The sequence below is a fragment of the Vibrio sp. CAU 1672 genome (assembly GCF_029223195.1).
Lineage (GTDB): Bacteria > Pseudomonadota > Gammaproteobacteria > Enterobacterales > Vibrionaceae > Vibrio.
Window position 1 is genome coordinate 1 of the sequence record NZ_JARHUF010000004.1, and the last position, 26,082, is coordinate 26,082.

The following is a 26,082-nucleotide window of genomic DNA, read 5'->3' on the forward strand; positions in this document are numbered from 1 at the left end:
ATTTGCTTACGGCGGAGAAAAGTTTTAAAGCAGGGATCAAGAGAAAGCAAAAGAAAGCGAATCGCAGTAATGCGTACCTTTCTCAAGTCCTTGCGGGGCAAGGGGCTTCGTAATCTTGCCCTGGGTATCATGGCAAACACTGCCTACCGCCTGCATGGCTATAAAACCCGCTCGTTTACCTTGGCTTTCAACTGCTACGATAACGGGCGTTTTTCCTTCAGCACCACGGCCTCGCTTACCTTTTCTTCTGCCACCAACCAAAGCGTCATCAATTTCTATCACGCCTGAAAGCCTATATAGGCTGTCTCTATGGCCCATTGCTGTTCTCAATTTACTCAAAATCAAACGAGCTGTTCGCCAGTTAACTTCAATGAGTTTACTTAGTCTTAGCGCTGAAATACTGCCTTTATCTGTCCCTAGAAAGTAGATAGCCCAGAACCACTTAGCTAACGGAATACGACTACCATGAAATAACGTATCAGCGATTACTGAGGTTTGCTTATGACATTGGCTGCACTCATAGGTATTACGAGTGGTTACTTCATATCCATGATCACAACCACATCGAGGACAAACAAATCCGTTGGGCCATCTCATCTTTTTGAGATGTTCTAAGCAATCAGATTCGGTTCCAAACTGCCGTTGCCATTCAAAAAAACTCGCTTCTGGCATTTTCATAGCATATTCCGCCTTTAGGTGTGATTAATACTATAAATATAGGTCAAACTGACTCAAATGCAGAGGCAAGTTTTTTTATCAGAGGCTTCGCTCATTTTTAACCTGGGTTATCACTATGCCGTTCACGGTGTCAATATCCGGAGGCGGATAATCACCTCTTCTTATCATCAGCGCGACCAAAACTTGCTCGCAGAGCTTGAGATGGTTCTCCCAGACACGCGCACGATTAACAAAACCCACCTCGCTTAGCAGGCAGTCGTAGTATTTTACCAAGCTCAGCGCTGGATAAGTGTCATGTAAGCTCACATCCGGCAGGAAGCGGCTGTCTCCGTAAACACAGCAGATGCGATACTGCGCCAAGGCAGCTTGAATCGACGGGTTCTTCTGCCAGCATTGCCATTTGAATGCGGCAAAATCAAACAATCGCTGCTGGTTCTTCTGGCAAGCCAGTCCCGGAAACGGCATTGCCATCCCCATAAAGTCCTGCACCTCTTTTGAAAGATACCCCAGAGCGAATCGCTCAATGAGAGCTGGGGTATCTAAGATGTCTCTCGGCTGCATCACCAAAGTGTCATACTGTTTCACGCAACCCCTCCTTTACGCATTAATTGACGGAAGGCGTGACCATCTTGTCTTGATGCGTTGGCGATATATGGCGCGTACACGTTGAACAAAAGCCGGGTGTCACTGTGGCCTAACATATGCGAAATATACAGCGGGTTTTCGTGTGCGGCGATGTGAAGTACCGCTGCGGTATGGCGGGTTTCATAGGGACGCCGGCGAGCGAGCCCGGCTTTTTTGAGCGTTGGGTACCAGAGGGTTTTACTCACGAAATGGGTATCAAGGGGCTTGCCCTGATGCGTAAACACAAAGGATGAGTCTTGTACTTGTTTGGCTTTGAGACGGGAGAATACTTCAAACAGCGTGTCGCACATTTTGAGCTCTCGACGTGACTTGGGTGTCTTGACATCGCCAAGTTCGCCATTGACCAGGTTTTGCCGGATCCGGATGAGGCGATGGTCAAAATCAATGTGCTCCCAATGCAGACCATGCACTTCACAGCTGCGCATCCCGGTCCAGAAACGCACCACAAAGTAGTCCCGCCACTGAGAAGGCACGGTGTCCAGAAAACGCTGAACTTCTTGTATGGTCATGGGGTGGGAGTCGGCGCGCTCCTCTTTCAGCGCTTTATAGCGGCGCAGCGGATAGGTAAATTGATGTTCATCGGCTGCAAGACTCAAAATAGCCACCAGCGGCCACAATATCCCGTTGATCCGGCGGTTGGACAGGGCTTTCTGACCGTTTTTACCGGGCGAGTTGATGAGCGTTTCCCGAAAGAAGTCCACATTGGCCAGGGTAATTTCATTGATCAGCGTATTACCAAACCCCGGGATCAGGTAGCGATCTAACGTGTTGCGCACCGTGCCCTGATAGCTGCTTTTCCATTTGGCTTTTTGCCGGTCAAACCATTCGTTGGCGTAACTGTCGAAAAACGGGTACAGGCGGTCGGGGTGTTTTTGCCGCTGCAGCGCTTCGAACTGCGCGACTTTTTTGCTGTGTGGAAAATAATCGCGGTACTGAAACGTGCCGAGCGCAATTTCGGCGTTCATTTGCTTGAGGGTGGCTTGCGCCAGTCTGAGGTTTTTCGGCGTTGCCATCTGTTTGGTGCCTTCACGAAAACGGCGACCGTACAAATGCAGATCGAACTGAATGCGCCCGTTGGGGCGGATGCGAATGTGAGCCATAATGGCCTCCATCAGTGTGGGATCCATAAATAGATCTGTCCCTGACCGATGGAATTCGCTAGAATTGTGCCATCGGCTGGGTCGGGTTTAACGTCCTCGCAGCCGGTACGGGGTAGGGAGGTTGCCGCCTTCCTATCCCAACTGCTTATCTGATTAACCAATAATACTCAAATGGTTACTATTGGTTAAAATCTCACCTTTCAATATAGTGCATACTGTTTCTTTGTCCAGTGTTTTTTTTGTTTTCTCCTCAATACTCGTCATCATCGTCAAAAGTAAATAAATCGCCTTGTGGCTCTGGCGGAGTGGTTGAGGTGTTTCCCTGTTTTGTCTCAATACTGTCAATCATTGCCAACACTTTTTTCAGGTGACGTTCGTCTTTTTCGATGGCAATGGTGTCATACGGCAGTTTCTCTTCCAGGGAATAGTACACACCCAACTTTAGCTCGCCGTGTGAAGTTTCAAAAATGTCGATTCGGGTCTTTTTGGCGTCTAACGAGTTTTTGATCTTGATGTTCTCTAAATCACGCGGTGAGAAACGAAACAGTGAGCCGGCATGAGGTTCGCTTTGACCGACTTCAAACACATGAATGGGATGCACAAACTCATAAGGGTCGGTCAGCACCGCAATCGCCGCTTGGTTCTCGCCTAAATAAAGCAGGGCATCATTGGCTTTTTTGATCCGCCCGTAATTTTTAAAGCAATGTTCGAGTTCTTTTTTAAACGCGAACAGGTTCAGAGCGACATACATTAACGTGCGTATCGGATCGGGCTTTTTCTGGTAGAACGCTTCGACCCCCGCTATCGAGCAGGTCAAGGTACATTCTGGCGCTTTGAAGGTGACCGTCTCGCCTTGTTGAGCGATTTCAATCTCATTACCACTGGTGATGCGACAAAGCTCGGTCATTTGCTTCGTGGTCTCGGGCGTTAAAACCAGTGAGACGGGCAGGGTTAAGTCCCGAGGCAGCGATTTATCTTCGACTTCGCCTTGACGCTGAATTCGGAGGTGCTGTTTTTCCTTATTCAGCTCTAGGAACTCAAAGGGAACGTTTTCTTGCGCTTCGTATACGATGCGCTCGATGGTGGCTTTCGATGCGGTGGTGGTGGGGCGGTGCTGATTATCCGCCAAATAGTTCAAATGATCATCGGATGCATCCCCGCACTGACACCGGCGCAGCGCTGCCGTTTGATATTGATCTTTGGCAAGCGCGGTCGTATCGACTAATTCCACGAACATGGTTCCAGAGGCGTTGATGTCGAATTCCAGTTCGATGTCTTGGTCTTCGATAAAATAATGGATGAGCTGTTTCGCGAAGCTGCCATCAATGGAGAACTGTTTGTCTTTTAGACCCGTCGAGCGCTTATCCAGGATCAACGGATACTCGGAACAAAAGGGAGATTGCCCGCAGATAAAGGTGATAGTGTTCGCCGTTTTATTAGTGAGTACGGTCACCACACAATCGGCATAGTGCGTATCGATACGCTCTGACAAGGTTTGAAGAAGCGGGCGTTTACTGGCTGGAATGATGATGTTCATGATGTGACCTTCTGCAGTGACATTGATTCGATAAATTGTTGTGTGAACGTGAGAACCGGCTTGGAAAGTGGCAACTTAGGCGTCAGAACGATAGTGAGCGATGTCTGGCCTAATGGGTGCTGAGTGACGTGAACGGTTTCTTTGCCTTGGACATAATGCTGCTCAAGCAGGGCCATTTGCCGAGCTCGGTTGAGTTTTCGATTCACCGCGAGCTCGAAGTGACAAGTTAACCATCGCCATTCTTTGTGCCGAAAAGCGGCCGCAAAAGCGCGCGCATTTTTCAGGTTGCAGGCCATCGTCATTTGAAGCGAGCACCCATCGCCCGATAATTCAATCGGAGGGAGCTGACGAAAGGCGGTGCGCTGCTTTTTATCGATGGGTTGAATATCATGTTGACAGCCCTGGCTCCAGATTTGACTGAGCGCGGCGAGATCGAGCGATTGATTGACCATCATGGTTTTAAAGAGAAAACCGAGTAACGTGTCGGTGCTGGTGTGAATAGAGCGCTGCCAATCTCTATAATGATCGGGCGGTGGGACCTCTTTGGGTACTGGCGGTTTGCCCAAAATGGCGGCGCGCAAGTCGGCGTCCGTGAGTGTAATGGTCTGACTGCGTTTTTCACCCAGGGTTTTCTGAGCGTACTCGGGGCTTAGCTGTATCAGGCGTCTGGATAAATCATTGGATTGCGGGGACAGTCCCATCAGATACCGGAGCTCTGAGTGCGTATAGTCTCTGGCAATGTACGGTTGGTGCGCCTGACTGATGATCGGAAGGAGCCAGTCAATGTCGTGTAAGTAAGACCATCGGGTCGTTGAATAATGGGTGTGACCAATCTGCTTGCAGACTTCATCAAAGAAAATGCCATCGTTCACTTCACTGAGTTCTCGTCCTTCCAGCCAGTAGTTGAATCGGGTGGCAATAACGCTATCCGACATGACTTCCTTTTCCAGACGTGTGTCCCCTCGGGCTTGCGCCGGTGTGCGGCTGACAAAATGCAGCACCTGGAGCATCAACATATGCACGCCGGAATGACGAAGATGATGAAACTTCATCTGCGTACCGAAGCGCATTTTTAGGGCTCGAGTGATCGGGACGAAGTAATAGAGCTGTCGGGAATGGTATTTTTCTCCTTTAAATCCTAATAGCGGGCTTTCCGGGGGATCGTCTTTTTTGATGGTTAAGAGTTCCTGGAACAGTGTGCGATACTGCTTGGGAATGGTGGTATACACCGTGCGAGACTGACCGTTTTTGGTTCGCCCTTCTGTGGTATTCGTGATGGCCAATGTCAGTAGCCCTGTTTTGGGCACAAATTGAATATCTTGGCAACGTAGGCGCAGGACTTCACCCCGACGAAGCATGCCGAAAAAGCCCAGAAGCGTGGCCATGACAGCAAATAAACTGCGAAAAGGGTGCGTGGTATTGGTGACGATCAACGTGTGGATGAGGGTATCGAACTGCGCCAGCGTCAAACGAGCCGGACTCACCGAAGCCGGCATGGTCGGTGGCGCGAACAGCGTCAGATCAAGGCTGTCCGTTTGCTCCTGAATACTGAGATAGCGCAGAAAATACACAAAGTTCTGTTGGTGAGACTCCGTCGTGAGCGAGTCATAGCCCGTCTGAGCCCAGACGTTGATCGCTTCTTCGTTAATGGCGTCCGAATAGGATAACGGATAGGCTTCCAGCACACTGGTCAGGCGGGTGTATTTTTTGATGGTGTTGGTGGCCAGCTCCGGTTTTTTCACCCCGCCCTCTGTGATCAACTGATGTGTATAGTCATACAACAAACGTGGTAACAGGTTCTTCTCGTTCTGGGTGGGCGCGCCGGGGAGTGGTTTTGACGAGGAAGACGCTTTGATCAAATCGAGATGAGGCCAATGTGGTTTGCCGTTGGATGGCGTCAAGTGTTCAAACCAGTTGATGTCCCAGTCAATCGCATAAATATCGGATGGCTTGAGCGGCGAGGTTTGCTGCTCGCGGATTAGACTGACATGCCGTTCAGGGACAGCGAGATCTTTGATGAAAAGTGGGGGTAAGCGATGACGGACATACCAGCTGATCTGAAACCGTCGTGACCATTTGAGCCGATCCGCGGGTGGCAGCGCATGGCTATGTAACCATTGCGTCAGTTGCTGATGAAGGTGGTGTTCGCTCAGCGGATCGGGGGATTGCGCATAATAATCACTGAGTAACCGATAGCTCATCAGTGGGAGATGATAATGAGTATAACGACACTCCTCTTTGCCCGATTTTCGGTGGCGCACCCGAAGACGGGGCACAGCGTTTTCCGAGATCATCGAGGTGGGATCGCTTAATAATTGAGAAATGTGATGCAATGACAAGGGGGCAACCTCAAAACCAATCATCAGGGCGATGAACGCTGGAGAAAGTTCGCCTCGAGTGATCAAGTACTGCGCTTTTTGTTGCTGATAGCGGCTAAATACCTGCTTGGCGAGTTGTGACTCGCCGGCAATGGATTCAAACCACGCATACTCTGTGTCTTGAATGCCAGGCTGATGTTCTTTAGGCAGTGTCCAATGGCAGGCATCCTGAAGATAAAACAAGATATCGTTAAGGGCTTGCTGGTAGTGTTTTTGTTTGCCGGTAGGGACGATTTTTATCTGCTTTTTAATCGGCTCAATATCGGTTTTACTGAGTGAACGAGTTTTATGGTCAACAATGTGCCAGCGATTAAGCACCCAGACCAACTCTTCCAGTGCAGAGCATGCTTGTCCGGATTGTGCAAAGTGATAGTGTATGGACTCTGCAAGGGCTTGAATGAATTTAGACATACGTAAACTCCTGCAGTCCCAGCCTTTCAGCGTACTGGTTGAGATAGGCTTTCATCGCATCAAAGGTCTCTGGAAAGATCATATCGCTGCCCAAATGTTCGCCGAGATTTTCGTGCCCCATCAGACGGTCGATGTCCTGGTCGAGCAATCGAGTCGAGGAGACATTATTGACAGCACTTTGGGCAAAGAAGTGACGTAGCTGGTAGGGCACAATGCCAGGCCAGTGCTGATGCATAAACTGGTGTAAGGCACAGTTGGATAATCGGTAAGGCTGGCCATGGTCGTCGAGGCAGAACCACATTTCGTCTAAGGTTGGGTGGGTTCCCCACATAGAGAGTACTGCCGATTGAAGCGCTCGGTAGTGCTGGATTTCACGCTGGAGATAGTCACAAAGGATGACTTGTCGCAGTCGTCCTTTGTCTTTGACAAACACCATGTCGTCCCCCCAATAGTATTGCGCCAAAATGCTGATCCCATGCGTAGGGCGCGTCCCCGTCAGTACAATGAAAAGTAACGCCAGGCGATAGGTCGCGCTATTGTAATAGGCTGCCCACCGGTTTTTATTGGCGGGCTGATCGGGTTTTAGGGCGCTGACATGCGCAAACAGGCGAGCAAAGAAACGAATGACGGCATTTTCCTCCAGGTAGCGTTGACTGCCTAATGGGATGGCGGGACTGCGGATACTTTGCTGAGTCCCATTGGACGTATCTAAAACGGTCTGAGCGATCCGCCCAGATTGAGTGAGGTACGGAGCCATCTTGGGATGCTCTGCGATCAGGTTGATGGCGTGCTGGCCGATAAAGACGTCAAAGTGTGGCGATAACTTGGCATTACGGGCCGCTCGTACGAGTCGCGACAAGTAGCGGTTATAGGCATCAAACAGCTTGTACCGAACCCGATCACTGTCGCTGCGCTGATAAGTGTCGGCGTGTTTATGATGCTTTCGGTTAGGAGACACAATCTGAGCGCGAGGGATAGGGGTAAGGGTATTGTCAACCTGGGCGCAATCAATCAGATATTGATGAAAGGTGTCTTTTCTTACTCGCGGATAATCATTCAGTGACTCCGGCGTTCGCCATTTTTTGTTCATGATCTGAAACAGGCGGACTTTAGTTTTCGGTCGTAGGAAGGGGGTCTTATAACTTTGCGCTCTGATGAATGGCTGGAAAAAAGCATTGAGGTAGGTCGGGAGTGGTTGCCATAAGTAATGCGTCTTCTTTCCGTCATGATAACTATGTGCGTATTCCGCCCATGAGAGCGCGCCATCTTTGTAGGTACGAAAGACATGTTCCCGACACGGTGCTGATCCGGAGATTTTTACAAAATCGGGGATATTACTGGGTTGATGGATGTCGGGCCAGGTTTGAGTCAGCCAAAGAAACAATGCGACCACCGTCATGGCTGGGCGGTCCTTGGGATCTTCCCGAGCCAGTCTGCGCAGCATAATGGCCAGTGTTGTCGCATGAGCCAGCGCATCCGGATAACATCCGCCAGCGTTCTTTTGGCGGTTTTCGCGAGCTAAATGTTGAAAGGTCATCATCACGGCTTTCTCCTTTGTTCATCGAAATGCCGATGGAGAACAATCCGCGAGCGCGGCGAGTGCTCTTTTGGTTGGCGAGGGGATGGCCTGTGCTTTGAATTGACGAAGGCGGAGATGGATATTCTGGGTCTGAAAGGTTTGAGTGGAGAGTGCCAGTGCTGGCTCAAATAAGAGAAAGCTGGTGAGTGCGTTTTGGATCTCGTCGTCGTCATAAATGAGTAGGGTCACCACCAAATCGGCGCGTTGTGGATGAGTTCGCAATCGTTCAATAAAGGGGATCGGCACGAGACATTGGTAATGCTCAGTGGTGGTGGGCCGTGTGACGGGGATCGGGTGACAGTCGAGGAGGCGCTGTAGGTGGTGCACCGAGATAAAATCGAGCGATGGCGTTTGCGTTAACTGAAAGCGATCGTCTTGCGTTAATGAATGGAGTAATGGATGCCGTTGAAGGCTAAGGGTGGGTAATCCTATTTTCTTTAGTTTTGGTCTCATTATTTCGCTCCGCTTTCTCTGTCAGTGAAACACGAAATGTCTACATGTTGGGTGTGTGGCTATGGTCTGATCGATATATGGTGCTCCTGTGTATTTTTTCATCATAATCACATTTCATAGGTGGTTGAAATACGTTTTGAACTAACCTCTCACTTATTGTGAGAATTTGGAAGATTGATCTCAAAAATAATAAATTGATAGAGAAAGTGATTTAAATGGTTGAATAGAACTGCCTTTGGGGATCAGTTCGCCTGGAGCGGCAGACAGCGGTATACAAAGCGTTTAAGACAGATTCCCAACGCTTGGCAATTTCGGTTTGGATCGGCTTTAGTGTTTACAGCACAATAGGTTAGGCACAGTGGTGGCGTTGCTCAACTTAACGCCGCGTCTAGCCGTCATGGAGCTTGCTATACTCAAAGTGATAGAATAGTGTCACTTTAGTATTTCTTTGGAGTAGCTCTCATGAAAGTAGAACTAGTGACATCACTCAAACGCCAAGCAACTAAGATCCTTGCCGAACTTCACGATACTAAAGAGCCAGTGTTAATTACCGAACATGGTAAACCATCGGCATACCTGGTTGATGTTGATGATTACGAGTTTATGCAAAATCGTTTGGTGATTCTGGAAGGGATTGCACGAGGCGAACGCGCATTAGCTGACGGTAAAGTTGTGAGTCACGATGAAGCCAAGGACAAAATGTCGAAATGGCTGAAATAATCTGGACTGAGCCAGCGCTATCTGACCTCAATGATATCGCTGAATACATCGCGCTTGAAAATGTTGTAGGTGCAAAGCCATTGGTTCAAACGATCTTCTCTAAGGTTGAACGCCTAGAAGCTTTCCCTGAATCGGGTCGCATTTCGCCCGAACTAGAACATTTAAGTTATCGTGAAGTTGTAGTTAATCCATGTCGTGTTTTCTATAAACAAGACGGTGACAAAGTATTTATTCTGTTTGTTATGTGTGCTGAGAGAGATTTGCGCAAGTTCCTGCTAAGTAAGCAATAATCATTTGAGAATGAGCGGCTAACAAACTGTTTTAAGAGTGATTCGCAACGCGCGGCATTTTTACTATGCGTTGAATTTAGTGATTAAGGTGGTATGCGGAAGCTTAGGTATTGCGTGCCTCACATCACCTTAACAAGGCGTTGATAACACAGAATCAACTTCTTGTTCAAAACGGTTAGTTGAACTATTATTTGTACGTTATTTTGTACTAATCGGAGTTCAATATGAGTCGTATTCATTTCGATCAAGATATTCAGCCTTTGTCTGAGTTTCGTGCTGGTGTCGCTTCTTACATCAAACAAATCAATGAGACTCGTCGTCCATTGGTTATTACGCAACGTGGTAAAGGTGTTGCTGTTGTTCTCGATGTTGCGGAGTATGAAGCAATGCAAGAGAAAATCGAATTACTGGAAGAAATGCGCACAGCAGAAGCTCAATTAGCTTCTGGTCTTGGTGTTTCCAATGATGATGCGCGTGCTCAAGTACTGGCGCGCATTAAGAAATGAAAGTAGTCTGGTCTCCATTAGCGCTTCAGAAGCTAGGCGATGCAGCGGAGTTTATTTCTTTGGATAATCCACCTGCGGCAGAGAAGTGGGTAAACGAAGTTTTTGATAAAACTGAACTACCTGGAAGTAGGCCTGAAATGGGGCGGTTTGTCCCTGAAATGCCCCATACGAACTATCGCGAAATCATCTTCGGTCACTATCGTCTTATCTACAGCTTAAGCCACGAAATTCGTGTACTAACAGTTCGTAATTGTCGTCAAATTTTATCGGAAGATGACGTGTAAAACTGTGTTATAACAAACTGGTTAAGAGTGATTCGCAACGCGTGGCATTTTCACTATGCGTTGTGTTTAGTGTTTAAGGTGGTATGTGGAAGCTTAGGTATTGCGTTGCTCACCCCTTAGCAGGGCGTTCTCCAGAGGAAGCAATCAATCCATAGGGAATTTTTGTTTCTGGTGGAGTACGCGCATAATTCGAATGATATCGCCATCAACCCAATATGGGGCGATCATCGATATCTCGGGAATAATGAGCAATCGCCCACGAATACCATCTCGTTGCACACCTATCAGAGGCTGCTCTAGTAAGTTTTCTACTTTTGCTTCAATGAGGTTGTCAGTTTTCTCTGCTGCATCAGGGTTGAAGTCATAGAGAAACTCAAAGATCTTTTCGCGATCATTAAGTGACTCTTCTTCCCATAAAATCATTGCTTACCTCGATTGCGGATCCTGGCTTTGCGTTCTTCCATTCGAGATTTAGCAGTTTGGTGTTCAACGAAATCCGCTTTTCCTGAGTCGAGCTTCTCAAATGCTAGGTTTACTTGTTCAGTTAGCCATGCATCGTGAGATAATGTTTTTCTTTGTTGTTCAGCGAGTTGCTCAGTAAGTTCACGGCAAGCATCACTCAGTGTGCGACCTTGGCTTTCAGCCATTTGTTGAGCTAGGCGTTTTGTTTCCTCATCAACACGAAATTGAATTCTAGTGTCCATGATGTATCCCTTTGTTGGCGTGTGTACAAATGTTAGCACTGGGCTTTGAGATGGGCAACGAACAAGTAAGCGTTCCAGACGGCTCCTCAATGCTTGGCATTTTTGGTTTGTTTCAGCTTTAGTGTTTACAGCACAATACTTTAAGTGCAGTGGTCTGCGTTGCTCAACTTAACGCAGCGTTGCCGCAATCAGTCATCTAACCTTTTCATAGCTTTACGGTAAACGTCGCTACGTTCGCGTTTTCCGACTGATAAGACGGTTACAATGATGACATCGTCTTCAACTTTGTAGACGAGGCGGTAGCCCGATTGGCGCAGCTTAATTTTATACATGTTGTCAGAACCAGAGAGCTTTGAAGCCGGAACATGTGGATTTTCTAAGCGCTCGATTAGCTTTTTCTTAAATTGTTGTTGCAGCGTCGAGCCAAGCTTTTTCCACTCTTTGAGTGCGCTCCTTTTAAAGTCGAGTTTATAGGTCATCAATATTTACCGAAATGCTCTCTTCAGAATCACGCTCTTTAGCAATAGTTAGTAGCTCAAGATCTTCGAGTCTGTCCATCATCATTTCGTACGCTTCGGCAGGTACGCAATAAAATGCTGGCTCATTTCGGTTTAGTACAGCAACAGGTTCGCCGTAAGCACTAGTTGCAACTTTCATAGGGTTAGCTTTCAACTCAGTAATACTTGCAGCAACATCGGCTAAAATTCTAGTGGTCATATAATAGGTCTCTTAAATGGTCTTTATATTGGTCATTTTAGCCTCGGCCAAGCGGTATAACAAGTTGCTTAAGAGTGATTCGCAACGCGTGGCATTTTTACTATGCGTAGAGTTATGTATTTAAGGTATTATTATGCGGAATGGCATTGGATGAGATTTTACACCCATCAATAGCAAACATGTTACGGCCGATGAGGCCTTGTTCATCGCATATCATCAGGACTTGTGTGAACAGCGGTTCAATGGTATCGCTCATCTGAGCGATGAATGCCGCGATGGTAGTGAAATGTGGCCTTTCATCGCCAGATAGACACATGAAGGTGACGTTGTTGATGCACGCCATTTCAATGCGCCGACTCGACTTTGCATTTCACTAGTCGAGAGTATGGCGCCGAGCTGGTTGGCTATGAGATCGGCAAATTCTTCAACCAGTGCCGGTTCTGCCTTTTGACAAGTGGTGCTGACCTGACCCCTCTTCTTGGGCGATTAACCATAAGCGCTGAGTTATGGCTGCAGCGTTCAGAAAGCTTTGGCAGTAAGTTTCGATGTGCTGTTGGATCTGCTAAAGATCTTGAAAGGTAGGCATTGCACACCAACCGAGCGTGGGTATCGGGACAGAGTTCAATGAAGGTAGGTGACGTCTAGAGGAAACACGTAAGGCTAATGGAATTCCGGGTGAGTATTAAACAGCGGAATTTTGCAGTTTAGATCGTGTTAGTGTGCTAAAGGCTAGCAGTTAACTAGCCTAGGCTTGCTCTAACATCTGCAATGGTGATGAAGAGTTTGTTTTCAGCGTCTTGAAAGGCTTGAAAGCCATAACGCTCATAGAAATGTTTTGCACCGTCTTTGGCATCAACGATAACAACTGGAAACGCAACGCTATCACTAGCAGCTAATAGCTTTCGGAGTGCGTCGATGAGCAGCCACTCACCAAAGCCTTTCCCTTTGTATCGGTCATCGACAGCAAGACGAGCGATGAGACTACCAGAGGTCGATGATTGGTGTTTCTTTTGTAACTTATCGGGTAATGCCTTTAAGTCAATTGGTGTCATTGTTAGCGTGTAAAAGCCGATGATATGTGAGTTGTCGTTATCATCTTCCAAAACAAACGTTCTGGTGTTGTCTTTCTTTGCTTGCTGACTCGCCATTACTTTTAAATAATTACTGAGAGCTTCAATACCACAGTTGAATCGGTTTCTATCGTGTTTAGCTTTATCTAGAAGTACCGTATTCATCATTGAGTTTTGCTCTCGTATCGATCAGAGGCAGCTTTTAGTTTTGAGTTCTGTGTTGCAGGGCGGTCTAAAGCTTCCATGAGCAACATAGCATCAGCTTGGCTCAGTTTTAAAGCCTGTTCACGTTCGATGACTTGTTTAGCCTTTTCAATTGCAGCACTTAGAACAAATGAGTTAATACTAGACATACCAGCGATCGCGGCAGCCTTGGTCAGTAAATCTTGTGTATCGACATCAACTCTAGCGGTGATGCGAGGCAAAGTAGTAGCCATAATGTTATCTCCTGTTGTGTCAAAATGTCACATGTTTATTATGGTCTCGAGGCGTGCAATAAGCAAGTTCTGTGTCATTTTGGCACACATGCAAACATTTAAGAGTGATTCGGCACGCTTGGCATTTTTACTATGCGTTAGCTTTAGTGGTTAAGGTGGTATGCGGTAGCATCGGTATTACGTGCCTCACCTTAATTGGGCTGCATGCCAGTAATCAGAAAGTCGATAGCAGCTATGATCTCGTTTTTGAATGTACTTAATTCGTTGACTGGTTCACGTAGAATTTTGGTAGGTACGCTTGCCATTTGGTGAGTCAAAATAACGAAGTCACCCTCATCAATATGGATGATAGGACAAAGGTGACTTGGTGCTTTGTTCTCTAGTAGTTCAACTGGCGTTAGTGGGATGACTAGTCGGGTGTTTAGTGTGCCAAGCAGTTCAGCCTATACTGTTCTTTGGCCATGCCCCTTTCCTTGATGAATGGCCCCCACTGTTTTATAGTCAATGCAGGTAAGAGGGAGATCGTATCAGATTGAAAAATTCTCCCCACCCGCTAACTAGCAAGGCACTTCAGGCGAGTCATGTCGGGCTGAGATGTACGTTGGTGTTTGCGCAAGACGCATCGTAACTAGGTGATCTGGAAGTCTTAATTTGTAACGCCCTGCATGCCAGGGCGTTTGTGTATCTGGGAAACCCTGAACTGGCTTTTCGTGGCCCATTCTTTTCACGGTCATTTCTATCTTGCCTCCGTCAGGAACTGCCATACACCGAAGAAAAGAAGGCGCTCGATTTTAGTGGAGGACTAAGCGGGGGGCGTTTCCGGTATTTTTGCTTGCCGTGATCAGACGTTGGCACATTAGTGTTGAAAAGATGGAGAATCGACAGGGGCGACGTTTTATCTGGCGTACAAGGGGTACTGAGCACCATGTCGCTGGCGGCTGCTTCGTGGATGAATAGATGTGTACTTTGGCGCATAAGTTAAAATGAAACTTGATGCAAATGCAAAGTTGATGAAAAATAAGCAGATTGATTGGGGCGCTTCGGTGCCTTTTTATGTATCTCAAACTTCAGTTGTGGCAACGGAATAATGGCAAATAAAATTATAACCCTAGGGATAGTGGTGTGCGCACTGCCTGTTTATGCAAGCGCGACAGACGAGGCACCGCCGTTACAGCGCCTCCCTTCCAACCAGAGTTTTACCGGCTTAACACTGACGCCCAATGCGCAGTCGCTAAATTACGGTAATTTCTCCTTCACTTATGCGCAGGGCCTACCATGGCAAAATGGCATTCAAGATCTCGATTCTCTTAAATTCTCTCTGGGGGTGATGGAGGGACTGGAAGCGCATGGCCGTATTGTGACCTATGACTATAACTCGAACTGTTTCTATGACTGTGGGGATGTTCGTGATCTCTCGTTCTCGTTTAAATATCAGCTGCCCAACTTCTGGCAGGTTGAGGATCTCAATCTGGCTCTGGGGGTTCAGGACTTTGGGGGCGCCGCTAGTCAGTTTAATACCAATTACTTTGTCGCTGATTATAGCTTAGATATGTTACCGGTTCGGTTGTCGGCCGGTTATGGTCAGTCCGATATTGCCCTTGGGGTGATGAATGGCCCGTTTGGCGGTATTGAATACCAGCCGTTTCGTTTTCTGCAAGTGACCGGTGAGTACGATTCGGTTGAGTTTAACTCGTCAGTTAAGGTCTTTACTCCGGAAGATACCTTGCCATACGACATCACTGCTTCACTCAGTTATCAGCTTTATTCCGGGCATGATACCGATGAGCAGAATATCTGGAACGCTGCCCTGTCGGTGCCATTGATCACCGATTACACCCGTTCACGACACTATGCACGTTCAAACGTGCCATTATCAGAGTTGGTAGCGCAGCAACAAAACCACGCAGAAAGTGCCTCACTGGCGGCATTGGTGAATGAGTTACGCCGGGAAGGCTTTGTCAATATTCAGGTCGGCACGATGAACGAGCGAGTGGTGATCGCCCTGGAAAACCGCCGTTACAACCACAACCAGACCGATGGGCTTGGGGTGGCGATGGGGATCATCTCCAGCTACCTGGGTAACGCCTCGGCAAGCGAACTGGGGTTAGACTCGGATCAGTTTGAGCTGATGATGCTCGCTAACCAAAAACCGGTCGTGAGCGTGCGCTCTTCCGTCGCTTGCTACCAGGGTTTTGTCAGTGGCACTAACGAATGTGATGATATCCAGTTTGATACCCGGGATCTGGCAGAAAAACTGGCGTTAGTGGAGTGGAAAACCGAGCGAGTCAACGGCGGGGCGTTAGAGTCTCAGCTGGTGCTGTCACCGATGGTGCGCCATGGTGTGGCGACCGAATACGGTGTATATGATTACTCGTTTGCCATGTCGAGCAACCTGTACACTTACCTGTGGTCCGGCGCGGCGTTAGATGTGCGTCATATTATGCCGCTGGCAGAAAGTGATGACTTTGAAGAGGGCGGTTACTTTGAAGACAGCGTTTACCAAAATCAAGTCGACAGAGCCATGCTGCACCAGTTTTTCCGTCTGCCATATGTGGATGTCGCGAACCAGGTCTCTTTGGGGTTGGTCAAATCCGATTATCTAGGCGCGCGCAGTGAATCGGTCTGGTTCTCTCAATCGGGAGCGCACGCACTTGGCCTGGAGATGAGTTACTTTCAGCACCGGGATGAAAAAGATAAAAATGGTTATGTGAACCAAGATCGGCAAACTTTTTTGACCAGTTACACCTTTGCCGTGCCGGAGTGGGACTGGCAGGTTAAAGCGGTTGCCGGGGAGTTCTGGAAGGGGGACGTCGGCGCCAAACTGACCACCTCGCACTGGTTTGAAGATGTTGAAGTTTCGGCAACGTATCAGGCTAGCAAATATAATGATACCGATAAAGAGCAGTTTGTTACCGTTTCGGTTAAGCTGCCACTGACGCCATGGCGGGATATGTCACCGGGCCTGGTTCAGCTACGCGGCAACGAAGCGTATGACTTTAATGTCACCACCCGGGTCGGCAATGATGCTAACTATTTGAATAATGGCCAGGGTGATGAGCTATACATGGACAACAGTATGTTGCGTCGTTACTTTAACCGCGGGCGCTACGGCAATGACTATTTTGAAGTGAATAAGATTCGCATGCGCAACGCCTATTGGCGCTACCTGGAATCACAACTTTAATCATAATAAGAGCGGTTTATAAGTTATAAGTCGCTCTTTATCGGGCTATGAGCAAACTCAGTTTTTAGGCTGCGCGGCGTATTAAAGCAGGTTCATATGCCTGACTCTCTATCGCGCAGTTTGATGTTTTGCTATTCTATGGCCAGTTTTATATTTTGAACTTTTGGAATAAATCAATGAAAATAGCAGTTGCAGGTACCGGCTACGTAGGCTTATCTAATGCCATGTTATTAGCCCAGAGTCATCAGGTGGTCGCAGTCGATATTATTCAAGAAAAAGTCGATATGCTGAATAAAAAGCAATCACCGATTGTCGATGCAGAAATCGAGCACTTTTTAGCGCACAAAGCGCTGAACTTTGTAGCAACGCTTGATAAAGAAATGGCTTATCAAGGTGCAGACTTTGTCATCATTGCCACCCCGACTGACTATGATCCGCAAACCAACTATTTTAATACTTCTTCGGTGGAAGCGGTGATCAAAGAGGTGATGGCCATCAACCCGGATGCGGTGATGGTGATTAAATCAACGGTGCCAGTCGGCTACACCGCACGTATTAAACAAGAACTAGGTTGTGAGAATGTGCTGTTTTCACCTGAGTTCCTGCGCGAAGGTAAAGCTCTGTATGATAACCTATATCCGTCACGCATTATCGTGGGTGAACGCAGCGAGCGTGCTGAAACGTTCGCCGGCTTACTGGTGGAAGGGGCCGAGAAGCAAGACATTCAGGTACTGTTTACCGATTCAACCGAAGCCGAAGCGGTTAAGCTGTTCTCCAATACTTACCTGGCGATGCGAGTCGCTTACTTCAATGAGTTAGATTCGTACGCCGAGGCACATGGCCTGGATGCGCGTCAGATCATCGAAGGGGTAGGCTTGGATCCTCGCATTGGTAATCACTACAATAACCCCTCCTTTGGTTACGGCGGTTACTGCTTGCCGAAAGACACCAAGCAGCTGCTGGCTAACTATCAGAGCGTGCCGAACAATATCATTGGTGCGATTGTAGATGCCAACCGTACACGTAAGGATTTCATTGCAGAATCTATCCTCAAGCGTGAGCCGAAAGTGGTGGGTATCTACCGTTTGATCATGAAGGCTGGCTCAGACAACTTCCGGGCTTCCTCGATTCAGGGCATCATGAAACGTATTAAAGCCAAAGGGATTGAAGTCGTGGTATACGAGCCGGTTCTGAAAGACGAAGAGTTTTTCAATTCTCGGGTGATCCAGGATTTGGCTGAGTTTAAGCAGACGGCGGATGTAATTGTGTCGAACCGTATGGTGGAAGAGTTGGCTGATGTAGCGGATAAGGTTTACACCCGAGACCTGTTTGGCAGCGATTAATCCTGACGTTTAGCGCTTATTAATTTTTTGGCTCCTGTTAAGGAGCCTTTTTCAGTTGGTGATGATAATGATTAAAAAATGCTTATTTCCTGCGGCAGGTTACGGGACTCGTTTTCTGCCCGCGACTAAATCCATGCCTAAAGAGATGATGCCGGTGGTGAACAAACCACTGATTGAATACGGGGTGGAAGAAGCCATTGAAGCCGGCATGGATGGCATGTGTATTGTGACCGGCCGTGGTAAACACTCGCTGATGGATCACTTTGATAAGAACTATGAGCTGGAGCATCAGATCAGTGGTACCAGCAAAGAGGCATTGCTGGATGATATTCGCGGTTTGATTGACTCTGCCAGCTACACCTACATCCGCCAGCGTGAAATGAAAGGCTTAGGCCATGCGATCCTGACCGGGCGTGAGCTGGTGGGTGACAATCCGTTTGCAGTGGTGCTGGCAGATGACCTGTGTGTCAATGAAGATAAAGGCGTGTTGGCGCAAATGGTCGAACTGTATAACCAGTATCGCTGTTCGATAGTGGCGGTGCAGGAAGTACCAGAAACAGAAACCCACAAGTACGGCGTGATTGCCGGTGAAATGATCAAAGATGATATCTACCGGGTGGACAACATGGTAGAAAAACCGGAGTCTGGTACTGCACCTAGTAACCTTGCCATCATTGGCCGTTATATTCTGACCCCGGACATTTTTGAACTGATTGAAAAAACAGAGCCAGGCAAAGGTGGTGAAATCCAGATCACCGACGCACTGATGAAGCAGGCGCAAGCTGGCTGTGTGCTGGCGTATAAATTCAAAGGCCAGCGTTTTGACTGTGGCAGTGTTGAAGGCTATATCGAAGCCACTAACTACTGCTATGAGAATCTGTATCAAAAGCAGTCAAGCGCTGAGCTGGCCAAAAAGCCGACCGTGAAAGTGGCCGAAACTGCCTAAATCAACATTACTTGTTTTTAAGGGAAGCTCTGGTCGGTCTCTTGATCTCAAGTATTGTTAATCAAGAGACATCGCTAGTTCATAGTCCCTAAGGATGGTTTGTAGTTTGAACCATCCTTCCCACAATACCTTCATAGAAAGTTTGGCAAGATTAGATTTCCCAGTGGTATCGCAATGGGCTCCACAATCAAATCACACCGCTTTGTCAGTTGCTCTATCAAGTACTGGGCTCAGTCTTTGGGTCCGAAATGACGATGCAGTCTGTCGTTTCGACAGCGATCAGAATCTCTGCAACTGGTGCATGAAACGCTACAACATTTAATCGTGCTTTGTTTCGTGTTTTGTGATCAGCAGAGTGTTCAAAAGTATCGGCCATGATCGTTGGCTGGAGAAAGGCTGAAAAAGAGAGGACGAAGACGTCCTCCCTCCGGCGGCCGCTGTTGGAGGCAACGAACGCCTGTTTCATCAATTTGTAGAAAGCTATCTGCTGCCCACGGCGTAATTATCCATAACGCTAATGATAGTATTGCCAACAAAGAGTCAAAGATAGTACTAAGACGACAATTTATTGGCTCATCGCGGCTTTCCGGGGAAGGCCGCTTTTATGAGTACACGCAATGAAGCCCTTCAGGGCGCGTTTTGAATCGCTTGTGTAGCCACATCCATGCAGGAATATCTCTTTTGATCATATTCTCAAGTTCTTGATTTAAGATACTAGCCGCTTTGACTGGATTACGTCGTTCAAATTGCTCACTAAGGTCGTCACCGATATGCAAGGTGTAATGATTGTTACTCATCACCGTCACACCCGATATCACGGCACATTTCGTCGCATCAATCAACACACTCGAGCCTGCAGTACTCGCTGCTTGGTCGACAGCGAAAAACGGTGCGAACACGGAGTTATTAGCGCCATAATCATGATCTGGTAGATACCAAAGCCGTTGGCCGCTTTTCAGTACCTTAAGCATAGATTTGACGTCTTTACGATCTATCATGTGATGCCCGTAACGCGTACGACCACGGTGTTGAATGAACTCATAAACTGGATTCGAGTTTGGGCGATAAACGCCATACCCTTTGGCAAATTGGCTAAAGATACGTGCTGTCATTTCCAAATTAAGGTGGTGGCTGCACACCACTAGTGTACCTCGTCCATTTCTTTCTTGTTCGAGTAATCTCTCTTTACCAATCACTGTAGCTAGTCGTTTAACACGCCATTCTGGCCAGAACCAAGCCATCCCTGTTTCTATTAGTGCCATGCCGGTGTACTTAAAATTTGTCTTTACCAGTTCACCACACTGTCGTTCATTATACTCGGGGAAACAGAGCTTGAGGTTACGCTGTGCTATTTCACGGCGGCGTTTCATTGGTAACATTGCTATAGTACCAATCCCCCTTCCCAGTGCGCGCAGTAATGGATATGGAAGAACGTTGACGATAAATGCCAAAAGACCAAATGCTAGCCAAACAGACCAGTATTTGGGCAGGAGCAACTTAAAAGAAAAAGGTGGAGAAGGGACAGTATTCATGGTTTCAATAAATAGTATAAAATTATTGAAATTTAGCATGCCATTAGGTGATTAATCAATCAGTTAAGCCTTGTTCTGTTCCGCAGATTTAAAAATTCCAAAGCATGATAGCTGACATGTCCTCGTTAGGAGAGCGTTTGGGTAGTTCTGTGAGCAAATACCGGGGGGGCGTTGGCTCGGTAAGTCATCCCCAGGCTATAAACCCTATTCCAAGTATAATTAACCTACACAATATAACCGTTAGTTTAGGATAACCGATAATGTAAGCTATATTAGCGTTTTGCCAAAAAAATCAACTTATTTAAGTGCAATGCATTAGGTGGTTTGAATGTTTAATCCAAAAGTTATTAAGTACCGAATTATTTGTTTGCACAGGCCAAGAGTTAAAAAAATCCCCGAACCTTTCGGTTCGAGGATTTGTGTATAAGAGACAGGCCGAAGCATCCCTTTATCATTTACGTTCAGAAAAGCGTAATTAAGCTTTTGCTGCTGCCGCTGCTTTAGCGATTGCTGCGAAGCTCTTCGCGTCCAGAGAAGCGCCGCCAACTAGAGCACCGTCGATGTCTGGTTGTGAGAAGTAAGCTTCTGCGTTTTCTGGTTTAACAGAGCCGCCGTACTGGATGATAACTTGCTCAGCTACTGCAGCATCTTTCTCCGCGATCATTGCACGGATAGAAGCGTGGATGCGCTGTGCATCTTCAGCTGTTGCTGCTTTACCAGTACCGATAGCCCAGATTGGTTCGTAAGCGATGATTGCGCCGTTTAGAGCTTCAACACCGTATGCGTCGATCACTGCGTTGATTTGACGTGCACATACTGCTTCAGTTTCACCCGCTTCGTTTTGTGCTTCAGATTCACCGATACAGAAAACAGGTTTCAGGCCGTTTTCTTTCAGGAATGCAAATTTCTTCGCGATGAACTCGTCAGATTCGTTGTGGTAATCACGACGCTCAGAGTGGCCGATGATGATGTGAGTTGCACCGAAATCTTTCAGCATCTCTGGAGACATGTCGCCAGTGAATGCACCGCTGTTGTTCAGGTCAGTGTTTTGTGCACCCAGGATGATCTTGTTGCCGCCTTCCGCGATAACACGCTCAGCTAGATCGATGTATAGAGCTGGTGGAGCAACTGCTACGTCCACACCTTCAACACCTTCAAGTTCAGCGTTAAGACCAGTTAGCAGCTCAGTTACCATTGCTTTGCTGCCGTTAAGTTTCCAGTTACCCATCACTACAGGACGACGCATAGGAATATCTCCATATCTAATCAATTAATGTAAAAACTTTCGTAAAAAATCTACGTAGGAATATAACAGAATAATATGAACAGATCATGATTGGTATCATGTCTTATGCGCGTTTCACCTTCTGGTTGGAGTTGCATTCATTCTGTTACTAAGGCTCAGGCGGAGCCCGCTACCATATTTTGCCGCGGTGTCGATCGCACCAGCGCAATCGATTGGTGATCACGTAGACAGAATAATAGTTCAATTCTCGGAAAATGCCGCCGGGATTGCTATTACTACAGGCGGAAACAAAACCGAACTCTATGCTGTTGGCAATGAAAGGAAATCACCATGCCTAATCTTGTTTTAGAATATTCCAGTTCCGTTGATGAGCGAGTCAACGTTCAGGGGCTGTTAGAGGACTTGCACCAGGTTGCGCTGAATAGTGGCTTGTTTGAACCGGCTTCGGTAAAGTCGCGGGCGTTGCGCTGCCACGACTGGTTGGTTGGCCAGGAAGGTAACAGTGTTGATTTTATCCACATCAGCTTTGATTTGCTGGCGGGGCGCACACCAGAGCAAAAACGCCAGCTGTCGCGTGCGTTGATGGATGTATTGCAACAGCAAGCGAGCCATGTCCGCAGCCTGACGGTCAATGTGCGTGACATGGATATCGATTGTTTTCAAAAAGTGGTTAATTAATTTTCTCTAGCCCGGATGTGTGTCGTTATTGCCGGTGGATAAGCTGGTGTGTTTAAGGTAAGTCTGTTTATGTCGATGAAAAAGCTATTGTTGTCTTTCCGTGGGCGGGTGGGGCGCAAGACCTACTGGCTGTGGAATATCGTTTACTACATCTTGATTTTGGGATTCGGCGCAGGGATCAGTAAGTTGTTCCCGGCATTTTCTTACATTCTTCTGCCGGTATTTTTGCTGGTTTTGCTTATTCCTGATTTAGCCATCACCACCAAACGCTGGCACGACCGTGATAAATCGGTCTACTGGCTGGCGCTGAATATCCCTTTGATCATTGGCCGGCTGTATACCCCGATGGCCAGCCCACAGGCGCAGGAACCGTCGCCGATGCAGTTGTTAATTGCTGCCGTGTCATTGATTTGTGGTATTTGGATTTTGGTTGAGTGCGGCCTGATGAAAGGCACTGAGGGATCAAATCGCTATGGGCCGGATCCAGTGCCGGACACCACACGATAAACCGCGAGGCACCAGCTTGCGCTGTTATCAGCTCGCAGACGCCGTTGCAAAACAACAATTGGTTAAGTTTATCGTTTAAGCAGTTGTAAAGTTGTTTAAGCAGGAGCATAGGGGAGGCTGGAATGGATCAGCACAACCGCCCCCTGAAGTACTGATGCCAGTGCGGGCTTCAGTAGAAGTCATTATTAGTGTTGAAACGCTTGAAGGGAACCACGTTTGCGGGCTTTTCTTGCGCTGGCTCACCCTGTAATGCATCTCTGAACTTCACCACCTGTTTCTGCAGTTCATTCATCAAGACCACATTGACATGATTGGGGTTTTTACACTGATTGATCATCCGGTCAATGTGGCTTTGCTGTGCCCGCAACCTGTCCTGCATCGCTTCTGATGCATGCTCGATCATCTCAGTCGCCATGTCATGGCGGAACTGTTCAAATGCTTGCGGATCGCTTTGTGCCATTTTCATCATTTCATCGAATGATGGCAGCGTTTGCGAGTAGCATACCTTTGCCCATTCTTTTGCCATAGTAACGACCTCCGATTCCATTGAGAGCTGTGGCTGCGTTATGTAAAGCGTAATGCAACCAGCAGAACTCGCCAGCCAGAAAAGAGGTTGTGTCTCATTTTTAAGAGAGTTGTCAGTAACGTGCAGGTGAGAAAAAGGAGCAGGCTAGGGTTGAATACGATACACGCAGCGACGCTGGCCGCCAACGATATGCTCTGTGCGTTCTATTGCAACATCTTCACCAAGCAAGCTGCGAAACACATTGAGTTCTGACTGGCACAGGCTGGGGCAGCGCGAGGCGGCCTTGCAAATCGGGCAGTGATTTTCAATCAGGATAAAGCCCTGGCCTTCTGCTTCCAGTTCGGCCATGTAGCCTTCTTGTTCGCGCAGCGCAACCAGCTTCTCCAGCTTGCTTGCCAGGGTGTCGCACGCAGCCAGTTGCTGCTGATAGTTTTGCAGGGTGATTTTTTCGCGCTCTGACGCGACTTGATCCAGCCCGGATTTGCCAAAGATATGTTCGACGGCTTCGATCAGCTGAACGGTCAGTTCTCCATGGCGATCGGTGAACTGCTCATGGCCTTTGCGGGTTAACGTCCAGTGGCGTGTCGGGCGGCCCACTTTGACTTTCACATCATGAAAAGACAAGATGCCATCTTCCTCCAGGCTTTGCAGGTGCTGACGCGCGCCCATGGTTGTCATACCCAGCTCAGCAGAGAGTTGTTTGGCTGTGACCGAGCCGTCACGTTTTACGATTTGTAATATCCTATCTACGGTTTTCATCTTTGCACCATTAACCTGTCAGTCCATATTATGCGCGATAGGGTTTGTAAAGAAAAGGCTTTATATTTGATGCATATGCTTCAGGTGAATATGATCAGTGCATGGTTGGGGCCGTGAAACGCCCGGCGCGCAGTCAGCCTGGCGGGGCCAGCATGATCCTGAGCCGAAATATTTTGGTGGAAAGTGCTTGTGTGTCCAGTTGCATTTAGCCAGGGGCAAAATAATAAGGCCGGGTTAACCCCGGCCTTTACTAGTCACTGACAATACCTCGTTTAGAGAATAATATCCCGCACTTCCGGATCTTTGCGTTCCAGGTAGTGAGTGGATTTAATCCGGCGGATGGTACGGCAGCGGCCGCGGATCAACAGGGTCTCGGTGGTTGCGATGTTACCCTGACGGCTGATGCCCTCAAGCAGATCGCCTTTGGTGATGCCGGTTGCCGAGAAGACAACGTTATCACTGCGAGCCATATCTTCCATACGCAGCACCACATTGGCCTGTACGCCCATTTCCTCACAACGTTGCAGCTCGGCAGCGCCATAGATACGGTTTTCGTCGGTATCGCCTTTAACTTCGTGACGTGGCAGCAAGCGGCCGTGCATATCACCGTCTAATGCGCGGATCACGGCAGCGGATACCACACCTTCCGGCGCGCCACCAATACAGTACATTGCATCGACTTCGCTGTCTGGCATACAGGTCAGGATCGAAGCGGCCACGTCGCCGTCTGGCACAGCAAATACGCGTACGCCCATCTCTTGCATCTCGGCAATGACCTGGTCATGGCGAGGCTTAGCCAGCGTGATCACTACCAGGGTATCCAGTGTCTTGTTTAATGCGTCAGCAATGCTCTCCAGGTTTTCTTTCAGTGGGCGGTTGAGATCAATCGCGCCTTTGGCTCCCGGGCCAACCACCAGTTTTTCCATGTACATGTCGGGCGCTTTAAGGAAGCTGCCTTTTTCGCCAGCGGCCAGCACGGCCAATGCGTTTGACTGGCCCATCGCTGTCATGCGTGTGCCTTCAATCGGATCCACGGCGATATCGACTTGATCACCACCCACTCCGACTTGCTCGCCGATGTACAGCATCGGGGCATCATCAATCTCACCCTCACCAATGACGATTTCACCTTGGATGTCGGTTTTGTTCAGCAGGGTGCGCATTACCTCAACAGCGGCACCGTCTGCGGCGTTTTTATCACCTCGGCCCAGCCATTTGTAACCGGCCAGAGCGGCCCCTTCAGTAACACGGGAAAATGCCATTGCTAAATCGCGTTTCATGATGTCTCCAAGTAACAAGGAAAGAAAATTTGCGACGCGATTCTATCACAGCGAAAAGTAAACGTTTGCCTTTTTGTCTGGCTTTCGCTTTGCCTTTGTTGAATTGGATCAATACTTGGCCGGTTTTCGCCATTCAGCCGAATTTGGCGGGGGAGCAAAATCATCGTGAGTTGGGAAAAGTCAGTGTTTAGTGAGATTGCGTTGATTTTTTGACCGAATGATGCGAAATATCGAATATAGTAAGTGTTTCTCATCGCGACGCTGAGTAGAATAATCCCATAATGATGGCAAATCATCCCAACCGAACAAGCAAGGTAGGCCAAGATGTCTTTAGAAGTACTAGAACAACTAGAAGCGAAAATTCAAACTGCTGTTGATACGATCACTTTACTGCAGATGGAAGTAGAAGAGCTGAAAGAAGATAAAGTGAAACTGGAAGCGGAAGCGAACGATCTGCGTTCACAACGTGAAGAGCTGGAGCAAAAGGCTGAGCAGGCCCAGCAAGAGCACACGCAATGGCAAGAGCGTATTCGTGCCCTGCTTGGTAAGATGGAAGATGTGGAATAATTCGT

At 47.9% G+C, this 26,082-nt stretch carries 27 protein-coding genes and 3 pseudogenes; 10 read left to right on the top strand and 20 right to left on the bottom strand.

Annotated features, from left to right (window positions below; translation table 11 throughout):
* Positions 1-123: 123 nt before the first annotated feature.
* The 7 genes and pseudogenes from P2G85_RS05260 to P2G85_RS05290 all read right to left on the bottom strand — a co-directional run.
* A pseudogene (locus P2G85_RS05260) lies at positions 124-678 on the bottom strand (IS1595 family transposase); the annotation flags it as partial.
* Positions 679-756: 78 nt separating this feature from the next.
* Entirely contained in the window at positions 757-1,263 is a 507-nt protein-coding gene (locus P2G85_RS05265) for a hypothetical protein (protein ID WP_275863075.1), read from the bottom strand.
* The gene (locus P2G85_RS05270; protein ID WP_275863076.1) at positions 1,260-2,423 is read right to left on the bottom strand and encodes a DUF3596 domain-containing protein; all 1,164 of its coding nucleotides are present in this window, start codon (positions 2,421-2,423) and stop codon (positions 1,260-1,262) included. Before P2G85_RS05270 ends, P2G85_RS05265 begins: the two co-directional genes overlap by 4 nt.
* A gap of 250 nt (positions 2,424-2,673) precedes the next feature.
* Positions 2,674-3,960 carry a hypothetical protein gene (locus P2G85_RS05275; RefSeq protein WP_275863077.1) on the bottom strand — a complete coding sequence of 429 codons (1,287 nt, stop codon included), beginning with the start codon at positions 3,958-3,960 and terminating at the stop codon, positions 2,674-2,676.
* Positions 3,957-6,749 (bottom strand): tyrosine-type recombinase/integrase, encoded by a 2,793-nt coding sequence (locus P2G85_RS05280; RefSeq protein WP_275863078.1) that lies wholly within the window; start codon positions 6,747-6,749, stop codon positions 3,957-3,959. The genes P2G85_RS05275 and P2G85_RS05280 overlap by 4 nt, the downstream gene beginning before the upstream one ends.
* Complete coding sequence (locus tag P2G85_RS05285) at positions 6,742-8,289, bottom strand: hypothetical protein (protein WP_275863079.1); 1,548 nt, start codon at positions 8,287-8,289, stop codon at positions 6,742-6,744. Before P2G85_RS05285 ends, P2G85_RS05280 begins: the two co-directional genes overlap by 8 nt.
* Before the next feature lie 18 nt (positions 8,290-8,307).
* A complete protein-coding gene (locus P2G85_RS05290) occupies positions 8,308-8,781 on the bottom strand; it encodes a hypothetical protein (RefSeq protein WP_275863080.1) in 474 nt (157 codons plus the stop codon).
* A gap of 462 nt (positions 8,782-9,243) precedes the next feature.
* Here P2G85_RS05290 and P2G85_RS05295 point away from each other — a divergent pair, with 462 nt between their 5' ends.
* From P2G85_RS05295 to P2G85_RS05315, 4 genes are all read left to right on the top strand, one after another.
* Positions 9,244-9,501: a type II toxin-antitoxin system Phd/YefM family antitoxin gene (locus P2G85_RS05295; RefSeq protein WP_256956405.1), complete on the top strand. Its 258-nt coding sequence runs from the start codon at positions 9,244-9,246 to the stop codon at positions 9,499-9,501.
* Positions 9,489-9,791 carry a type II toxin-antitoxin system RelE/ParE family toxin gene (locus P2G85_RS05300; protein ID WP_275863081.1) on the top strand — a complete coding sequence of 101 codons (303 nt, stop codon included), beginning with the start codon at positions 9,489-9,491 and terminating at the stop codon, positions 9,789-9,791. Before P2G85_RS05295 ends, P2G85_RS05300 begins: the two co-directional genes overlap by 13 nt.
* A gap of 224 nt (positions 9,792-10,015) precedes the next feature.
* Positions 10,016-10,297: a type II toxin-antitoxin system Phd/YefM family antitoxin gene (locus tag P2G85_RS05310; protein WP_005397593.1), complete on the top strand. Its 282-nt coding sequence runs from the start codon at positions 10,016-10,018 to the stop codon at positions 10,295-10,297.
* Positions 10,294-10,581 carry a type II toxin-antitoxin system RelE/ParE family toxin gene (locus P2G85_RS05315; RefSeq protein WP_275863082.1) on the top strand — a complete coding sequence of 96 codons (288 nt, stop codon included), beginning with the start codon at positions 10,294-10,296 and terminating at the stop codon, positions 10,579-10,581. The genes P2G85_RS05310 and P2G85_RS05315 overlap by 4 nt, the downstream gene beginning before the upstream one ends.
* A 144-nt stretch (positions 10,582-10,725) precedes the next feature.
* Here P2G85_RS05315 and P2G85_RS05325 read toward each other — a convergent pair whose 3' ends face one another.
* The 8 genes and pseudogenes from P2G85_RS05325 to P2G85_RS05365 form a co-directional block, all read right to left on the bottom strand.
* A complete protein-coding gene (locus P2G85_RS05325; protein WP_275863083.1) occupies positions 10,726-11,004 on the bottom strand; it encodes a type II toxin-antitoxin system RelE/ParE family toxin in 279 nt (92 codons plus the stop codon).
* Positions 11,001-11,285 (bottom strand): DUF1778 domain-containing protein, encoded by a 285-nt coding sequence (locus tag P2G85_RS05330; RefSeq protein ID WP_258489763.1) that lies wholly within the window; start codon positions 11,283-11,285, stop codon positions 11,001-11,003. Before P2G85_RS05330 ends, P2G85_RS05325 begins: the two co-directional genes overlap by 4 nt.
* Before the next feature lie 188 nt (positions 11,286-11,473).
* Positions 11,474-11,764, bottom strand: coding sequence for a type II toxin-antitoxin system RelE/ParE family toxin (locus P2G85_RS05335; protein ID WP_275863084.1), 291 nt, complete (start codon positions 11,762-11,764; stop codon positions 11,474-11,476).
* Positions 11,754-12,002, bottom strand: a complete 249-nt coding sequence (locus P2G85_RS05340; RefSeq protein WP_275863085.1) for a type II toxin-antitoxin system Phd/YefM family antitoxin — start codon at positions 12,000-12,002, stop codon at positions 11,754-11,756. The genes P2G85_RS05335 and P2G85_RS05340 overlap by 11 nt, the downstream gene beginning before the upstream one ends.
* Before the next feature lie 112 nt (positions 12,003-12,114).
* Positions 12,115-12,354: pseudogene (locus P2G85_RS05345) on the bottom strand (hypothetical protein); the annotation flags it as partial.
* A gap of 388 nt (positions 12,355-12,742) precedes the next feature.
* The gene (locus P2G85_RS05350; protein ID WP_275863086.1) at positions 12,743-13,240 is read right to left on the bottom strand and encodes a GNAT family N-acetyltransferase; all 498 of its coding nucleotides are present in this window, start codon (positions 13,238-13,240) and stop codon (positions 12,743-12,745) included.
* On the bottom strand, positions 13,237-13,509 hold the full coding sequence (locus P2G85_RS05355; RefSeq protein WP_275863087.1) for a DUF1778 domain-containing protein: 273 nt from the start codon (positions 13,507-13,509) through the stop codon (positions 13,237-13,239). The genes P2G85_RS05350 and P2G85_RS05355 overlap by 4 nt, the downstream gene beginning before the upstream one ends.
* A 191-nt stretch (positions 13,510-13,700) precedes the next feature.
* Positions 13,701-13,952: pseudogene (locus tag P2G85_RS05365) on the bottom strand (CcdB family protein); the annotation flags it as partial.
* A gap of 644 nt (positions 13,953-14,596) precedes the next feature.
* Here P2G85_RS05365 and P2G85_RS05370 point away from each other — a divergent pair.
* The 3 genes from P2G85_RS05370 to galU all read left to right on the top strand — a co-directional run bounded on the left by P2G85_RS05370 (position 14,597) and on the right by galU (position 18,982).
* The gene (locus P2G85_RS05370) at positions 14,597-16,693 is read left to right on the top strand and encodes a YjbH domain-containing protein (RefSeq protein ID WP_275863088.1); all 2,097 of its coding nucleotides are present in this window, start codon (positions 14,597-14,599) and stop codon (positions 16,691-16,693) included.
* A 176-nt stretch (positions 16,694-16,869) separates the two neighbouring features.
* Positions 16,870-18,036 (top strand): nucleotide sugar dehydrogenase, encoded by a 1,167-nt coding sequence (locus P2G85_RS05375; protein ID WP_275863089.1) that lies wholly within the window; start codon positions 16,870-16,872, stop codon positions 18,034-18,036.
* Between the two features lie 67 nt (positions 18,037-18,103).
* A complete protein-coding gene (galU, locus tag P2G85_RS05380) occupies positions 18,104-18,982 on the top strand; it encodes a UTP--glucose-1-phosphate uridylyltransferase GalU (protein ID WP_275863090.1) in 879 nt (292 codons plus the stop codon).
* A gap of 602 nt (positions 18,983-19,584) precedes the next feature.
* Here the strand turns inward: galU and lpxL are convergent.
* Together lpxL and tpiA are read right to left on the bottom strand one after the other, a co-directional pair.
* On the bottom strand, positions 19,585-20,514 hold the full coding sequence (gene lpxL, locus P2G85_RS05385; RefSeq protein WP_275863277.1) for an LpxL/LpxP family Kdo(2)-lipid IV(A) lauroyl/palmitoleoyl acyltransferase: 930 nt from the start codon (positions 20,512-20,514) through the stop codon (positions 19,585-19,587).
* A 475-nt stretch (positions 20,515-20,989) separates the two neighbouring features.
* Positions 20,990-21,760 (bottom strand): triose-phosphate isomerase, encoded by a 771-nt coding sequence (gene tpiA / locus P2G85_RS05390; protein ID WP_275863091.1) that lies wholly within the window; start codon positions 21,758-21,760, stop codon positions 20,990-20,992.
* Positions 21,761-22,090: 330 nt separating this feature from the next.
* Here tpiA and P2G85_RS05395 point away from each other — a divergent pair, with 330 nt between their 5' ends.
* Both P2G85_RS05395 and P2G85_RS05400 read left to right on the top strand, forming a co-directional pair.
* Positions 22,091-22,438 carry a 5-carboxymethyl-2-hydroxymuconate isomerase gene (locus P2G85_RS05395; RefSeq protein ID WP_275863092.1) on the top strand — a complete coding sequence of 116 codons (348 nt, stop codon included), beginning with the start codon at positions 22,091-22,093 and terminating at the stop codon, positions 22,436-22,438.
* 69 nt (positions 22,439-22,507) lie between these two features.
* On the top strand, positions 22,508-22,945 hold the full coding sequence (locus tag P2G85_RS05400; RefSeq protein WP_275863278.1) for a DUF805 domain-containing protein: 438 nt from the start codon (positions 22,508-22,510) through the stop codon (positions 22,943-22,945).
* Between the two features lie 169 nt (positions 22,946-23,114).
* Here the strand turns inward: P2G85_RS05400 and P2G85_RS05405 are convergent, their stop codons facing one another.
* From P2G85_RS05405 to glpX, 3 genes are all read right to left on the bottom strand, one after another.
* Positions 23,115-23,471 (bottom strand): DUF3135 domain-containing protein, encoded by a 357-nt coding sequence (locus P2G85_RS05405; protein WP_275863093.1) that lies wholly within the window; start codon positions 23,469-23,471, stop codon positions 23,115-23,117.
* Positions 23,472-23,615: 144 nt separating this feature from the next.
* Positions 23,616-24,230, bottom strand: coding sequence for a metalloregulator ArsR/SmtB family transcription factor (locus P2G85_RS05410; protein WP_275863094.1), 615 nt, complete (start codon positions 24,228-24,230; stop codon positions 23,616-23,618).
* A gap of 272 nt (positions 24,231-24,502) precedes the next feature.
* A complete protein-coding gene (gene glpX / locus P2G85_RS05415; protein ID WP_275863095.1) occupies positions 24,503-25,510 on the bottom strand; it encodes a class II fructose-bisphosphatase in 1,008 nt (335 codons plus the stop codon).
* A 324-nt stretch (positions 25,511-25,834) separates the two neighbouring features.
* On the opposite strand from glpX, the gene zapB reads away from it, so the two are divergent.
* The gene (zapB, locus tag P2G85_RS05420; RefSeq protein ID WP_275863096.1) at positions 25,835-26,077 is read left to right on the top strand and encodes a cell division protein ZapB; all 243 of its coding nucleotides are present in this window, start codon (positions 25,835-25,837) and stop codon (positions 26,075-26,077) included.
* The last annotated feature ends 5 nt before the right edge of the window (positions 26,078-26,082 follow it).

Excerpts from the sequence above, each read along its gene's own strand:
- P2G85_RS05330 (WP_258489763.1), bottom strand. The coding sequence starts at position 11,285 with ATGGACACTAGAATTCAATTTCGTGTTGATGAGGAAACAAAACGCCTA.
- P2G85_RS05280 (WP_275863078.1), bottom strand. The coding sequence starts at position 6,749 with ATGTCTAAATTCATTCAAGCCCTTGCAGAGTCCATACACTATCACTTT.
- P2G85_RS05325 (WP_275863083.1), bottom strand. The coding sequence starts at position 11,004 with ATGATTTTATGGGAAGAAGAGTCACTTAATGATCGCGAAAAGATCTTT.
- P2G85_RS05295 (WP_256956405.1), top strand. The coding sequence starts at position 9,244 with ATGAAAGTAGAACTAGTGACATCACTCAAACGCCAAGCAACTAAGATC.
- P2G85_RS05270 (WP_275863076.1), bottom strand. The coding sequence starts at position 2,423 with ATGGCTCACATTCGCATCCGCCCCAACGGGCGCATTCAGTTCGATCTG.
- P2G85_RS05350 (WP_275863086.1), bottom strand. The coding sequence starts at position 13,240 with ATGATGAATACGGTACTTCTAGATAAAGCTAAACACGATAGAAACCGA.
- P2G85_RS05375 (WP_275863089.1), top strand. The coding sequence starts at position 16,870 with ATGAAAATAGCAGTTGCAGGTACCGGCTACGTAGGCTTATCTAATGCC.
- lpxL (WP_275863277.1), bottom strand. The coding sequence starts at position 20,514 with ATGAATACTGTCCCTTCTCCACCTTTTTCTTTTAAGTTGCTCCTGCCC.
- P2G85_RS05290 (WP_275863080.1), bottom strand. The coding sequence starts at position 8,781 with ATGAGACCAAAACTAAAGAAAATAGGATTACCCACCCTTAGCCTTCAA.
- P2G85_RS05315 (WP_275863082.1), top strand. The coding sequence starts at position 10,294 with ATGAAAGTAGTCTGGTCTCCATTAGCGCTTCAGAAGCTAGGCGATGCA.
- P2G85_RS05335 (WP_275863084.1), bottom strand. The coding sequence starts at position 11,764 with ATGACCTATAAACTCGACTTTAAAAGGAGCGCACTCAAAGAGTGGAAA.
- P2G85_RS05405 (WP_275863093.1), bottom strand. The coding sequence starts at position 23,471 with ATGGCAAAAGAATGGGCAAAGGTATGCTACTCGCAAACGCTGCCATCA.
- P2G85_RS05340 (WP_275863085.1), bottom strand. The coding sequence starts at position 12,002 with ATGACCACTAGAATTTTAGCCGATGTTGCTGCAAGTATTACTGAGTTG.
- P2G85_RS05395 (WP_275863092.1), top strand. The coding sequence starts at position 22,091 with ATGCCTAATCTTGTTTTAGAATATTCCAGTTCCGTTGATGAGCGAGTC.
- P2G85_RS05275 (WP_275863077.1), bottom strand. The coding sequence starts at position 3,960 with ATGAACATCATCATTCCAGCCAGTAAACGCCCGCTTCTTCAAACCTTG.
- P2G85_RS05370 (WP_275863088.1), top strand. The coding sequence starts at position 14,597 with ATGGCAAATAAAATTATAACCCTAGGGATAGTGGTGTGCGCACTGCCT.
- P2G85_RS05300 (WP_275863081.1), top strand. The coding sequence starts at position 9,489 with ATGGCTGAAATAATCTGGACTGAGCCAGCGCTATCTGACCTCAATGAT.
- P2G85_RS05400 (WP_275863278.1), top strand. The coding sequence starts at position 22,508 with ATGTCGATGAAAAAGCTATTGTTGTCTTTCCGTGGGCGGGTGGGGCGC.
- zapB (WP_275863096.1), top strand. The coding sequence starts at position 25,835 with ATGTCTTTAGAAGTACTAGAACAACTAGAAGCGAAAATTCAAACTGCT.
- P2G85_RS05355 (WP_275863087.1), bottom strand. The coding sequence starts at position 13,509 with ATGGCTACTACTTTGCCTCGCATCACCGCTAGAGTTGATGTCGATACA.
- glpX (WP_275863095.1), bottom strand. The coding sequence starts at position 25,510 with ATGAAACGCGATTTAGCAATGGCATTTTCCCGTGTTACTGAAGGGGCC.
- P2G85_RS05285 (WP_275863079.1), bottom strand. The coding sequence starts at position 8,289 with ATGATGACCTTTCAACATTTAGCTCGCGAAAACCGCCAAAAGAACGCT.
- tpiA (WP_275863091.1), bottom strand. The coding sequence starts at position 21,760 with ATGCGTCGTCCTGTAGTGATGGGTAACTGGAAACTTAACGGCAGCAAA.
- P2G85_RS05310 (WP_005397593.1), top strand. The coding sequence starts at position 10,016 with ATGAGTCGTATTCATTTCGATCAAGATATTCAGCCTTTGTCTGAGTTT.
- galU (WP_275863090.1), top strand. The coding sequence starts at position 18,104 with ATGATTAAAAAATGCTTATTTCCTGCGGCAGGTTACGGGACTCGTTTT.
- P2G85_RS05410 (WP_275863094.1), bottom strand. The coding sequence starts at position 24,230 with ATGAAAACCGTAGATAGGATATTACAAATCGTAAAACGTGACGGCTCG.